Below are 12,297 nucleotides of genomic sequence, written 5' to 3'. Positions count from 1 at the left end.
GGCGAGGCCGCCCGCCTGCTCACGTCAGCCGATGCTGAACGGCTGACCCCAGAGCGTGACAGTGCTGCTCACGTTCTTGGTGTTCGCGGTGACCTTGACGTAGTTGCGGGCCTGCGCGTACCCAGCGCAACCGCTCACACCAATGGTCGAGTCGGCCCACGTGACGCTGCCGCCATTGCCCTTGAAGCCGTTGGCGCCCGAGTGCGACTCGCCGCCGAAGTCGTCGGCCTTCTCCAGGTCGAGCAGTCGGTAGTTCACGGCCTGGCCCGGTCCGATGCTCACCGAACCGGACCCCTTGGCCGACTGAGTCGTCTTGTCACCGGCGTAATTCGAACCGATACCCGACTCCGCACCGGCCTTGCCGCCGAGGGTCAGCTGGCAGCCCACCACGTAGCCCGGCTCGATTCGGCCGCCGTCGGCGTTCGGACCGATCAGCTCGACCTTCGCCGAACCGGAGACCCACACGTTGCGGTGCAACGGCGTCGCGCCCATCGAGCCCGACACGTTGGCCGACTCGCCCATGCGGGTGATCTTCACGACGGTGCCGTCGACCAGGGTCTGGGTGATGGAGCCGTCCGGCAGCGGGACGAGGGTGTCGGCGTTCGCGGCACCGACGGAGAAGAAGCCGACGGCGACGGCGGCGGCCGCACCGACGGAAGCGATCTGCAGCCCGCGACGCAGGCCGGTCTTGCTGGCGTTCATGAATTCCCTTTCAAAGGTTCAGGTTTCGGGATCGACTGGGAACTGTGCGCGATCGGCACCCGGTGGGGTGAAGATCGCGCACGGGCGGCGGAGCCGCGATCAGCCGATGGAGAAGGGCTGGCCGTACAGGGTGGTCTTGGAGTAGTTGTCGCCGACGATCTCCACCACCGTGTAGGACCGCGCCTGGGCGTAACCGCCGCAGTTCTGGATCTCGAGCTGGGTGTCCTGGAACTGCACCGCGTACTTGCCGTTCTTCTTGATGTCCTTGCCCGCCACGTTCACGAACTTCACCTGACCCGCCGACACCGGAACCGTCAGCGACCCCGACAGCGACGGACCGTTCAGATCGATGCCGCCACCGAACGAACCACCGAGGCCGGTGATGTCGACCTGGCAGCCGACGATGTAGCCGGTGCTGATCCGCGAAACCCCGTGCGTGGACGAGTTGTTCGTGCCCGGATCGTTCTTCGCGCCGTTCCACGGACCCGCCTCGCCCTCCTTCGTGATCGACGAGACGTCGGCGGTGACGGTGCCCGACACCCACGCGGTGCGGCCAGCGCCGTTGGCGGCCAGTGAGGGCGAGATCAGGGCGCTCTCGCCGGTCCGCGAGACGACGACACCAGGCGTGGACTTGGATCCGTCCGGCAGCGGCACGAAGGTGTCGGCGCTCGCGAGGCCGGTCGACACGAGGCCGATCGCGACGGCGGCAACGGCTGCGCCGCCGACGATTCGGGCACTACGACGAAGGGGGTTCTTGTCGGTGTTCATTGGTTCCTTCTCGAGGTTGGGCCGAGCACCGGCCCTGGATGGAGTTGATGTCGGAGAGAGCTCGGGCGATGCGGCTTGCGGCCGGAAGCTACGCACGACTGCGGGCCCGGGCACGCAGCCCGACGGCGGCGTCGATCACCAGGAACGCGACCAGGCTGATCCCGAGCAGGGGCACGAACCAGCCCACGACGATCGCGGCCGCGACGGAGCCGACGGCCAGGGCCGGGTGTACCTGCCGCAGGGCCCCGCGCAGCGGCGGCCTGCCGACCGCCCAGGCGGACCCGCGGGTGGGCCGGCGTCGCCACCACATGAGGTAGCCGTGCACGATGACCGTCACCAGGGCGACGGCGAGCGCGGCCAGCGCGATCTGGTTGATCAACCCGAACTGCAGGCCCATGTGCAGCTGGATTCCCCAGGACGTGAGCTTCGCCGCCAGCGGCCACTGGGCGAACCGCAGCACGTCGGTGACCTGACCCGTTGCCCCGTCGACGGCGACGGAATCGGTCGCGAACACCCAGGGCTGACGCGTCTGTGCGACCGTGAACGCGGTCGTGGGGCTCGACGGAATCGACGCCTCGACGGCGCCGTCGACACCGCTGCGCCGCGCCGTCGCCAGCACCGAGTCGATCCGGCCGACGTTCGTGCCGAGGAGATCGCCCCCGGTCGCGACCGCCGCACCGTGCCCCTCGTGCCCACCGGCTGCTCCCGCGCCCGCGGTCGAGGCGCCGAGGGACTTGTGGATCTGCGGGGTCGTCCAGTTGAGCGAGGTGCGCAGTGCGGTGACGTTTTCCCCCGCGTACTTGGACCAGGTCAGGCCCGTCGCGGAGAGGAACACCAGTGCGACCGCGATCCAGATCCCGACCACACCGTGCCAGCTCAGGGTGCGTGCACGACCGGAGGTCGAACGGTCGACGGTGAGAAGGCGCGCGTCGGAGCCGTTGCGTCGCCGGGCCTTCCGGTAGCGGTCCCACCAGAGGTAGACGCCACCGAGCGCGACCACCCACATCCAGGAGGCCGCGAGTTCGCTGTAGATCCGGCCCGGCTCGCCGAGGTGAAGGTGCCGGTGCAACTGCGAGATCCAGGTCCGCAGCGGCAGCGCGCTGCTGCTGCCGTAGACGGTGAGCTCCCCGACCGGGCTGGCAGTGGCCGGGTCGACGAAGACGGCTCGCCGCTCCGATTCCCCGAGACCGGGGTCGGTGAAGAGCACGCGGGTGGTGTCGCCGGGCTCGGCGGCCGGCCGCACGGCGGAGACGGTCAGGTCGGGGCGGACCAGCTGGGCCGCGCGGATCTGGTCCGCGACGGGCACGGCCGGTCCAGTCGAGTCGACGTGCAGGTAGTCGCGGTAGACGACCTGCTCGAGCGAGGGCGCGAGCGCGTAGAGGCCGCCGCTGACGGCGGCGATCAGGATGAACGGCGCCACCAGGATGCCGGCGTAGAAGTGCAGCCGCATCATCAGCGGCCGCACACTTCGCGGGGAGCCGGGGGGTTGTTTCGGCGGCGGAGAGGTGTCACCGAGCGAGGACTCGAGTCCCCGGTCGATTTCGGGTGCAGACATGTTCGATTCTCGATTCGTTCGGCCGTCGGCCGCATACGGACACCGCAGAGCCACTCCGGATCCCACGAGATCCGGAGCAGGCGGCACCGCCACGCGCGCGACGGCTGGGAAGATCCGACGCCACCGAGCGCACGGTCGAGTGCGTCGGGCTGTCGGCGAAAGGCAGGGTGCATCGACCGCGGCAGGGCCAGGCCCGGCCTGCGGTGGCGATGTGAGCAGTGCGCGACACAGTTCCCGCGGCGGGACGAATCCCGTTCCGCGGGTTGGTGTGTGATCGCGTCGACTAAGCGGCGAGCGGTGGCCCGCGGGTGCCGACCCTGGCACCGACCAGCAGCCACCGAGCGAGCCTCGGGCGGTAGGCGGGCACACCGACGACGATCGGCGCGGCAACCGGGATCGCGGCGAACAGCACCGGAAGGATCCGGTGCAGCGCGGAGACGGCCGACTCGAGGCCGCGTTCGCCGGCCCGGATGAGCCCTGCCGAGACCACCACGGCGATGGCGTGCATGACGACCATGCCGGGGCTGAGCTGTAGTCCGTGTTGGTGGACGGCCCCGAGGGCCAGCGCGGTGTGGCCGACGACCTGGCCGAGGGTCAGCGCCCCGGCGAGGGCCGGCACGGTGCGGGTGGCGCGGGCCGAGGAAACGACGGCGCCGACAGCGGCACACCCCAACACCAGCAGCACCACGGAACTCTCGGTGGGGGCGGTTCCGCCGCCCATCGCGTGTGCCGCGACACTCACGGCGGCGGAGAGGGAGCCCACGAAGCCGCCGCGCATCCGCGCGGTCGCCGCCTGCCGTGTGCTCACGGGCAGAGACTACAAGGTTCTACTACGACCGTTAGTACCCGGACGGAGCGTTCACACAGAAAACTGTCGGAAGGTGCTCAGGCCGGGAACAGACCGTCGTGCTCGGTCACCTCACGCGCGGCTCGTTCACCGGAGCGGACGGCCCCGTCGACCCAACCGCACATCACCGGTGAACTCTCGGTGCCGGCCCAGTGGATGCGCCCGCAGGGCTCGCGGAGTGCGTGGCCGAACTCCGTCAGCACCCCGGTCGGTGCGTGACTGAGCATGGCGCCGCCGGAATACCGTTCGGCGCTCCAGTTCTGCTCGACGTAGTCGACTGGGGACGCGGCCCTGTGGCCGAATCGCGCGGCGAGCTCACCGAGCACGGACCTGCGGCGCTCGGCCTCGCCGAGCCGTCCCAGGTCCCGGGCGATCGGCCCCTCGACGATGACGCACATGACTCCCGGCGTGGCCGCGTTCGTGCCGGCGTCGATCGTGATGGTGGCCGCGGAGCCCGGCGCCGCGGACTGGCCGGACAGCCCGTCGGCGCGCCAGAACGGTTCGTCGTACACGGCCGCGATCTTGAAGATCGCCCCACTCGGCATCCGCTGATGCAGGAAGGATCGGTCGACGGGCAGCATCGGCTCGTACCGGATCTGGCTCGCGATCGCGAGGGGCACCGCGACGATCACGCGCCGGGCACGAACCGACATGTTCTCGGATCGGATGCTCACCCCACCCGCGTCCTGGTCGATGCGGCGCACCGGCTGCGACAGGTACACCGAGTCGCCGATCTCGGCCGCCATCGGGCGATAGACCGCGCCCATTCCCCCCACCGGCCGCGCGTCCTCCGCCGCGTCCTTGACCCCGAGGACGAAGCTGGGCCCGCCCCCGGATGCCATCTGGTAGAGGACGAACAGCATGGACACCTCGGACGCGGCGGAGGTGTAGCAGCCGGCGATCGCCGTCTCGAGCAGCTCGTGCGCCGGAGTGGACAGGACGTTGTCGTCGAGCCACTTGGCGAGGCTGATCTTGTCCCAGTCGGCGGCCTTCTTCGCCTGCCAGGGCGCGTCGAGGGGGATCGTCTTGCACATCGACCCGAGCTCGAGGAACACCGCGCCGAGGTTCGCCGCGGCCCACGGGCTCATCGTGAGCGGGATGGTTCCCTCGTAGCGGTACTGCTTGCCGCCGACGACCATCATGGCCTCGCCGTCGGTGTACTGCTTGTAGCTCGGCACGCCGAACTCGTCCATCAACGCGTAGATCCGGTCCTGGCCGGGGCCGATCCAGGCGCCGCCGCGGTCGATCCACGACCCGTCGTCGCGCACCTCCGTGAAGGTGCGCCCGCCGAGGCGGTCACGAGCCTCGAGCAGCGCCACCGAATGGCCCGACTGGGTGAGCCGCAGCGCCGCGGTCAGGCCCGCGAAACCCGCGCCCACGACGCAGTAGTCGACGTCGACATCAGCCATGAGAGTCACCCCGAGTCCGACGAGCCCACGCGCGAACTCCACCACCGGACTTCGTCGCATGCGCAGAACCTGCCGGGCGGCGGGGTCGACAAACGCCTCGCATTCATGCGTACCCGCGACGGCCGGCCGGGTCAAGGGCCCGTCCGCGCCAGAGCCGCGACAGCACCGATCCGACTCTGTGGCTGGATGTTTCACGTGAACCGCGACGCAATCCCCGGCCGCCGTACGACGCATCCACCCTCGACACCGGCCGAGGGCGGATGCGCCGGCCGCCACTACAGTTCGGACCGCACCACTTCCGCCGCCGCAACGAGGTTGCGCAGCGAGGACTCGACCTCGGCGATGCCACGGGTCTTGAGGCCGCAGTCCGGGTTCACCCAGAGCCGCTGCGCCGGAACGGCCTTCAGCGCCTCGCGCAGGGACTCGGCGATCTCCTCGATCGCGGGCACCCGCGGAGAGTGGATGTCGTAGACGCCGGGACCGATGCCGAGGTCGAAACCGACGGCGTCGAGGTCGTCGAGAACCTCCATGTGTGAGCGCGCTGCCTCGATCGACGTGACGTCGGCGTCCAGGCCGACGATCGCGTCGATGATCTCGCCGAATTCGGAGTAGCACAGGTGGGTGTGCACCTGCGTGGAATCCGCGACGCCGGAACTGGCGAGGCGGAACGCCGCGACCGACCAGTCGAGATAGACACGCTGGTCGGCGGCGCGCAGGGGCAGCAGCTCCCGCAGCGCAGGCTCGTCGATCTGCACGATCGCCGCCCCGGCGGCCTCCAGGTCGACAGCCTCGTCCCGGATCGCGAGCCCGACCTGACGGGCGGTCTCGGCCAGCGGAATGTCGTCGCGGACGAACGACCACGCCAGGATCGTCACCGGCCCTGTCAACATTCCCTTGACGGGCTTGTCCGTCAGGGACTGCGCGTAGACGGTCCAGTCCACCGTCATCGGCCGGGGCCGGGAGACGTCGCCGAACAGGATCGGCGGGCGCACGCACCGCGAACCGTAGGACTGCACCCAGCCGAACTCGGTCGCCGCGAACCCGTCGAGCTGTTCGGCGAAGTACTGGACCATGTCGTTGCGTTCCGGCTCGCCGTGCACCAGCACGTCCAAACCGAGCTTCTCCTGCAGGACAACCACATCCGCGATCTCTGCGCGCATCCGCGCGACGTACTCCTCGTGATCGATCGCACCGGAGCGCAGTGCGGCACGCGCAACTCGGATCCGGGAGGTCTGCGGGTACGACCCGATGGTCGTGGTCGGCAACAGCGGCAGCTCGAGTCGCTGTTCCTGGAGTCCACGGCGGGTCGCGGCGGGCCCGCGATCTGCGGCGACCGCCGCGAGCCTGTCCCGCACGCCTCGGTTGTGCAGCCGCGGATCGCACCGCCGGCCCGCGGCCGCCGACGCCGAGGCCGCCAGTGCGTCGGCGACGAGCGCCCGGCCCGCGGTGAGTGCCACCGACAGCGCGACCACCTCCCCGACCTTCTCCGCCCCGAACGCCAGCCAGGACCGCAACGCCGGGTCCAGCCGTTCCTCGGGCGCGAGGTCGTACGGCACATGCAACAACGAGCAGGAGGTGGACACGGCCACCGCGCCCGCGGCGCCGTTCAGGGACTCGAGCGTGGCGAGCGCGCGCTCGAGGTCGGCGCGCCAGACGTTGCGTCCGTCCACCACGCCGGCGACCACCAGCTTGTCCGCCAGCGCTGGGGCGGCGGCCAGCAGGTCGGCGGCCGATCCCGCCACCAGATCCACCGCGAGCGCCTCGATGCCGGTGCTCGCCAGCGCCGGCAGCGCAGGGCCGAGATCGCCGAAGTACGACGCGACCAGGATCGCCGGGCGCCCGGACAGCGCCGACAACTGCTCGTAGACCCGACGCGCGATCTCGATCTCGTCCGGCGTCCGATCCGCGACCAGCGCCGGCTCGTCGAGCTGCACCCACGTCGCGCCCGTTTCGGCGAGTCGGCGCAGCAGGTCCGCATAGAGCGGGACCAGCTCGTCGACGCGGTCGAGCAGAACACCCGCCCCGTCGACAGGCTTGGACAGCAGCAGGAAGGTGATCGGGCCGAGAACCACCGGACGCGCTGCGATCCCTAGTGCGAGAGCCTCTTCCAGCTCGCCCACCACCTTCGACGGGTCGAGGGCGAAGTCGACGTCGGGTCCGATCTCCGGCACGAGGTAGTGGTAGTTGGTGTCGAACCACTTGGTCATCTCCAGCGGTAGCACCTCACCGGTTCCGCGGGCTGCGGCGAAGTACCGCTCGAGCTCGTCACCGGCGTCGCGCACCCGCGACGGCAACGCGCCGAGCATCACCGCGGTGTCGAGGACGTGGTCGTAGAACGAGAAGGTGTTGACCGGGATCGAGTCCAGACCGGCGTCGCGGAGTTCCGCCCAGGTCCGGGCGCGCAACTCGCGCGCGACCGCCTCGAGGCCGGCCCGGTCGACCCGCCCGGCCCAGTAGTCCTCGACGGCACGTTTGAGTTCGCGGCGCGGGCCGATGCGGGGCGAACCCAGCACCGTCGACGAGAATCGGATGGCCTGCGGATCAGGTGTTGCAGTGGTCACGAAAGTGCTCCATGGCGTGCGTAGGTGTGGCTGCCACCGGAGGACGGGTACACCTGACGAGGCCCCGGGTCCCCCGCACGAGGGACGCCACGCACTGCCACGCTCAGGCCCACACGCCCAGTCCACGAGGCGGCAAACCGCCGGGCACGGCGTACCCGGCGCAGGCGGCAGGTCTTCGGACTCACGGGCACCGGGTTCTCACCCGACCTACTGGCCGTCGCTTCCCAGGCTGGTGCCCAGTGCTGATGACGGCGGTCGTTCCTGCATACCGCTGCGGGACAGTCCCGGATTCTCACCGGGTTCCCTCTTCGCCCCTCGGACACGCCGAGAAGCTTCGACGCCGCGCCCGACCTTCGGGACTCCTCACGGGCAGGCGCGGCGAACCAACTGCATCCACCAGACTAGCCGTTACGCTTCCTGGTTCGATTCAGCGTTCTCGAGGGCTGGAAGTAGACCCCCGCACCCGATCCGTGACCACTAATGTCGAGTGCATGAGTCTCGACATCTCCGCGACATCGGCCTGGCAGAAGTTGCGCGCGCACCACGATCAGGTCGCCGACCGGCACCTTCGTGAATTCTTCGCCGAAGACCCGGAGCGTGGACGAGAACTCACCGTCACCGCGGGTGACCTGTACATCGACTACAGCAAGCACCGGGTCGACCGCGAGACGCTGCGACTGCTGGTCGAACTGGCCCGCACCGCGGGGGTGGAGGAGCGCCGCGACGCGATGATGCGGGGCGAGCACATCAACTCCTCCGAGGACCGCGCCGTGCTCCACACCGCGTTGCGCCTGCCGGCGGACGCCACGCTGACCGTGGACGGCCAGAACGTCGTCGCCGACGTGCACGAGGTACTCGCCCGGATGGGAGCGTTCACCGACCGCCTCCGGTCCGGCGACTGGCGGGGAGCGACCGGCGAACGGATCGCCACCGTAGTCAACATCGGGATCGGTGGATCCGACCTCGGCCCGGTGATGGCGTACCGGGCGCTGCGGCACTACGCAGACGCCGGCATCGCGGCGCGGTTCGTCTCCAACATCGACCCGGCCGACCTGGTGAGCAAGCTGGCCGGGCTCGACCCGGCGACCACCCTCTTCGTCGTCGCGTCGAAGACGTTCTCGACCCTCGAAACACTCACCAACGCGACCGCAGCGCGGCGCTGGCTCACCGCCGCGCTGGGCGAGGACGCCGTCGCCAAGCACTTCGTCGCCGTGTCCACCCACGCGCAGCGGGTGGCCGACTTCGGGATCGACACCGACAACATGTTCGGCTTCTGGGACTGGGTCGGCGGGCGGTACTCGGTGGACTCCGCGATCGGACTGTCGGTGATGGCGGTGATCGGCAAGGAGGCGTTCGCGGAGTTCCTCGCCGGTTTCCACACCATCGACCGGCACTTCGCCGAGACGCCGCTCGAACGCAACGCGCCCGCCCTGCTCGGCCTGATCGGCGTCTGGTACTCGAGCTTCTTCGACGCGGATTCGCGTGCGGTGCTGCCCTATTCGAACGACCTCGGCCGGTTCGCGGCGTACCTGCAGCAGCTGACCATGGAGTCGAACGGCAAGTCGGTGCGATGCGACGGATCCCCGGTGAGCTCACCGACCGGCGAGATCTTCTGGGGCGAGCCCGGCACCAACGGCCAACACGCCTTCTACCAACTGCTGCACCAGGGCACCCGACTGGCGCCGGCCGACTTCATCGGATTCGCCGAGCCCACCGACGACCTGCCGACCGTCGACGGCACCGGCAGCATGCACGACATCCTCATGAGCAACCTGTTCGCGCAGACCAAGGTGCTGGCCTTCGGCAAGACCGCCGAGGAGATCGCGGCCGAGGGCACCGAGCCGGAACTGGTGCCGCACAAGGTGATGCCCGGAAACCGGCCGTCGACGACCATCCTCGCGCCGAAGATCACCCCGTCGGTGCTCGGCCAGCTGATCGCACTCTACGAGCATCAGGTCTTCGTCGAGGGCGTGGTGTTCGGCATCGACTCCTTCGACCAGTGGGGCGTCGAACTCGGCAAGGTGCAGGCCCTCGAACTCGAACCGGTGCTCACCGATGCCAGAGCACCTGCCCGACAGGATGATTCGTCGACCGACACGCTGGTGCGCTGGTACCGGAGCCGGCGCGGCCGGGCGGTCTGAGACCGCTCACGCGACGTGCCCGTGGGGGCACAGATTCAGCCACGCGTCGGTCGTGCGCACGCTCCCACGGCGATAGGCGACCCGGGCCGCCAGGTCGTTCTCGGTGAGCCACCGCAGCGCGGCGACGCCGCGAGCGAGCGCGGCCGTCGCGGCGGCGTAGGCCCACAGTCCGTCCTCGGCGATCACGGTCACCGTGTCGACCCCACCGTCCGCCGCGTCCCCGGTCGGCGCGGTGGCGCGGGCCGATGCCATCGTCCGGCCGGACACCACCTCCACCTGTTCCCCGCCCCCGTACGGGTACCCGCCGAGCCCGACCTGCCAGCCTCCGATCGGGCAGTGCCCGGAGGTCGCGACGATGTCGTCGACGCGGACCATCACGCCGCATTCGAGGTTGTCGGCGGCGACCCGGGCCACCCGGTGCGCGGTGCCCGCCTTGGCGGTCCCGGTGATGTCGAGAAACACCCCGAACGGCGCGAACACGGTGTCCCCGTCCAGTCGCACGTCCGTGAACTCCGGCGTGGGGTGGGAGGTCGGGACCAGGCCGGCCTCCAGCGACAGCGGCGACACCGCGCCCGCGGTCATCCTGGCCGCCCACAGCGCCGACCGGATCAGCTCGGTCAGGCGCGGGCTGACCCTGATCGGCGTGCCCTGTGCCAGATTGACCGCGTGGATCTCGGCGTCCCCGCGCGTGAGGTCGCACGCGGACTGCACGTCAGACAGGGTGGCCGACACCATCTCCGCCGCAGCGGTGAGCGCCGCCCATTCGGTGACGCGCACCTCGACCTCACTCCCCCAGGTGCTCCATTGCGTGCTCGGGACCATGATCGTGCTCCACGGAAATCGGGCGCTGATGCGGATCAGCTGGTGTTGAACTTCCAGTATGCGCCCCCATCCTGTGGGTGGCCTGAGCGATTTTCCTCGGGGTAGCGTCAGCCGCATGAGCGTGCGCACCGAACGAAACGGGCCCGTGACCACCGTCGTTCTCCACCGGCCCGAAGTCCGCAACGCCGTGGACGGCCCGACCGCCGCGGCCCTCGCCGAGGCCTTCACCGCCTTCGATGCGGACCCCGATGCCGCGATCGCGGTGCTCTGGGGCGAGGGCGGCACCTTCTGCGCCGGAGCCGACCTCAAGGGGCTCGGCACCGACCGCTCGAACCGGCTCGACCCGGACGGTGACGGCCCGATGGGGCCCACCCGGATGCGACTGTCCAAGCCGGTGATCGCCGCGATCTCCGGGCACGCGGTGGCCGGCGGCCTCGAACTGGCCGTGTGGTGCGATCTGCGCGTCGCCGAGGAGGACGCGGTGCTGGGTGTGTTCTGCCGTCGGTGGGGGGTGCCCCTGATCGACGGCGGCACGGTCCGCCTGCCGCGGCTGATCGGCAGCAGCAGGGCGATGGACCTGGTACTCACGGGCCGGCCGGTGGACGCCGCGGAGGCGCTGGCGATGGGCCTGGTCAACCGCGTGGTGCCGACCGGTGCGGCACGCGCGGAGGCCGAGGCACTGGCGCTGCAGCTGGCCGCCTTCCCCCAGACGTGCCTGCGCCAGGACCGGCTCTCGCTGCTCGAGCAGGAGGGCCTGGACGAGCAGGACGCGCTGCGCCGGGAGTTCGAGCACGGCCTGCTGTCCGTGCAGTCCGACGCCCTCGCGGGCGCAGCCCGCTTCGAGGCAGGCGAGGGCAGGCACGGGAGCTTCGGCTGAACACCCGGCCGGACCGCCTCTCGGTGGTCGACGAGATGTTCCTGCGCACCCACCACGGCTTCGGGACGCCGGTGGTCATGCAGGGCCTGTGGCGCACCGCCGAGCGCGTGGAGGCCGACACCCTCGCACGGGTGTATCGGCTTCTCGCCGCGGGATCCTTGGGCCGCACCGTGATTCGTCCTCGGATTCCGGGTGCCCGGCCGCGTTGGCGGCCCGGCGCCACGCCGTGGCCGCTGGACTACCCGACCGGCGCGATCGCCGCCGACGCCGTGGTCGCATGGGCGGACCGGGTGGCCGGCTACCCGGTCGATCCCGAGGCCGGTGCGGGGTGGCGGCTGGCCGCCGCCCGAATCGAGGGGGACGGCACGGTGATCTCGCTGGTGTGTTCACACGTGCTCGCCGATGCCCGCGGTCTGGCCCGGGTGCTGGCCGACGCGATGTCCGGGTCCGCGACTGCCCCACCCCCGGCGCCGGCGCACCCGGCACGGGCGGACCTGGCCGACGCGGTCCGGATGTACGGCTCGGTGGGCGCGCGGACCGTGCGCGCGGTGGCGGGGCTGGTGCGCCACCCCTCCCGGATCGCGACGCTGTCGCCCGTGCGCGCAATTCACCCCG

Annotated in this window: 9 protein-coding genes, 1 pseudogene and 1 riboswitch; of the genes and pseudogenes, 3 read left to right on the top strand and 7 right to left on the bottom strand. The window is 70.6% G+C overall.

Annotated elements, in window-relative coordinates:
- Positions 1–24: 24 nt before the first annotated feature.
- The 6 genes from ACFXGJ_RS21475 to metE all read right to left on the bottom strand — a co-directional run bounded on the left by ACFXGJ_RS21475 (position 25) and on the right by metE (position 7,842).
- Positions 25–702, bottom strand: a complete 678-nt coding sequence (locus ACFXGJ_RS21475; protein ID WP_378624490.1) for an MspA family porin — start codon at positions 700–702, stop codon at positions 25–27.
- Between the two features lie 99 nt (positions 703–801).
- Positions 802–1,470, bottom strand: coding sequence for an MspA family porin (locus tag ACFXGJ_RS21470; RefSeq protein WP_378624487.1), 669 nt, complete (start codon positions 1,468–1,470; stop codon positions 802–804).
- 88 nt (positions 1,471–1,558) lie between these two features.
- Positions 1,559–3,025, bottom strand: a complete 1,467-nt coding sequence (locus tag ACFXGJ_RS21465; RefSeq protein WP_378624485.1) for a PepSY-associated TM helix domain-containing protein — start codon at positions 3,023–3,025, stop codon at positions 1,559–1,561.
- Between the two features lie 283 nt (positions 3,026–3,308).
- Positions 3,309–3,833 carry a hypothetical protein gene (locus ACFXGJ_RS21460; protein WP_378624482.1) on the bottom strand — a complete coding sequence of 175 codons (525 nt, stop codon included), beginning with the start codon at positions 3,831–3,833 and terminating at the stop codon, positions 3,309–3,311.
- A 77-nt stretch (positions 3,834–3,910) separates the two neighbouring features.
- Positions 3,911–5,281 (bottom strand): flavin monoamine oxidase family protein, encoded by a 1,371-nt coding sequence (locus ACFXGJ_RS21455; RefSeq protein WP_378624479.1) that lies wholly within the window; start codon positions 5,279–5,281, stop codon positions 3,911–3,913.
- A gap of 275 nt (positions 5,282–5,556) precedes the next feature.
- Positions 5,557–7,842 (bottom strand): 5-methyltetrahydropteroyltriglutamate--homocysteine S-methyltransferase, encoded by a 2,286-nt coding sequence (gene metE, locus ACFXGJ_RS21450; protein ID WP_378624477.1) that lies wholly within the window; start codon positions 7,840–7,842, stop codon positions 5,557–5,559.
- 148 nt (positions 7,843–7,990) lie between these two features.
- A riboswitch (cobalamin riboswitch) is annotated at positions 7,991–8,183 on the bottom strand.
- A gap of 150 nt (positions 8,184–8,333) precedes the next feature.
- Here metE and pgi point away from each other — a divergent pair.
- Positions 8,334–9,983, top strand: a complete 1,650-nt coding sequence (pgi, locus tag ACFXGJ_RS21445; protein WP_378624473.1) for a glucose-6-phosphate isomerase — start codon at positions 8,334–8,336, stop codon at positions 9,981–9,983.
- A 6-nt stretch (positions 9,984–9,989) separates the two neighbouring features.
- Here pgi and ACFXGJ_RS21440 read toward each other — a convergent pair whose 3' ends face one another.
- The gene (locus ACFXGJ_RS21440) at positions 9,990–10,805 is read right to left on the bottom strand and encodes an FAD:protein FMN transferase (protein WP_378624470.1); all 816 of its coding nucleotides are present in this window, start codon (positions 10,803–10,805) and stop codon (positions 9,990–9,992) included.
- Positions 10,806–10,920: 115 nt separating this feature from the next.
- Between ACFXGJ_RS21440 and ACFXGJ_RS21435 the strand changes: the two genes are divergently transcribed.
- The gene (locus ACFXGJ_RS21435) at positions 10,921–11,682 is read left to right on the top strand and encodes a crotonase/enoyl-CoA hydratase family protein (RefSeq protein ID WP_378624467.1); all 762 of its coding nucleotides are present in this window, start codon (positions 10,921–10,923) and stop codon (positions 11,680–11,682) included.
- Between the two features lie 23 nt (positions 11,683–11,705).
- A pseudogene (locus ACFXGJ_RS21430) lies at positions 11,706–12,297 on the top strand (hypothetical protein); the annotation flags it as partial.

The sequence above is a fragment of the Rhodococcus sp. NPDC059234 genome, from assembly GCF_042754225.1.
Taxonomy (GTDB): domain Bacteria; phylum Actinomycetota; class Actinomycetes; order Mycobacteriales; family Mycobacteriaceae; genus Rhodococcus_G.
This window is presented reverse-complemented; position numbering and strand designations above follow the sequence as displayed.

Bases quoted from the DNA above. Each gene is read 5' to 3' on its own strand.
- ACFXGJ_RS21475 (WP_378624490.1), bottom strand. From the start codon at position 702: ATGAACGCCAGCAAGACCGGCCTGCGTCGCGGGCTGCAGATCGCTTCC.
- ACFXGJ_RS21470 (WP_378624487.1), bottom strand. From the start codon at position 1,470: ATGAACACCGACAAGAACCCCCTTCGTCGTAGTGCCCGAATCGTCGGC.
- ACFXGJ_RS21465 (WP_378624485.1), bottom strand. From the start codon at position 3,025: ATGTCTGCACCCGAAATCGACCGGGGACTCGAGTCCTCGCTCGGTGAC.
- ACFXGJ_RS21455 (WP_378624479.1), bottom strand. From the start codon at position 5,281: ATGGCTGATGTCGACGTCGACTACTGCGTCGTGGGCGCGGGTTTCGCG.
- pgi (WP_378624473.1), top strand. From the start codon at position 8,334: ATGAGTCTCGACATCTCCGCGACATCGGCCTGGCAGAAGTTGCGCGCG.
- ACFXGJ_RS21440 (WP_378624470.1), bottom strand. From the start codon at position 10,805: ATGGTCCCGAGCACGCAATGGAGCACCTGGGGGAGTGAGGTCGAGGTG.
- ACFXGJ_RS21435 (WP_378624467.1), top strand. From the start codon at position 10,921: ATGAGCGTGCGCACCGAACGAAACGGGCCCGTGACCACCGTCGTTCTC.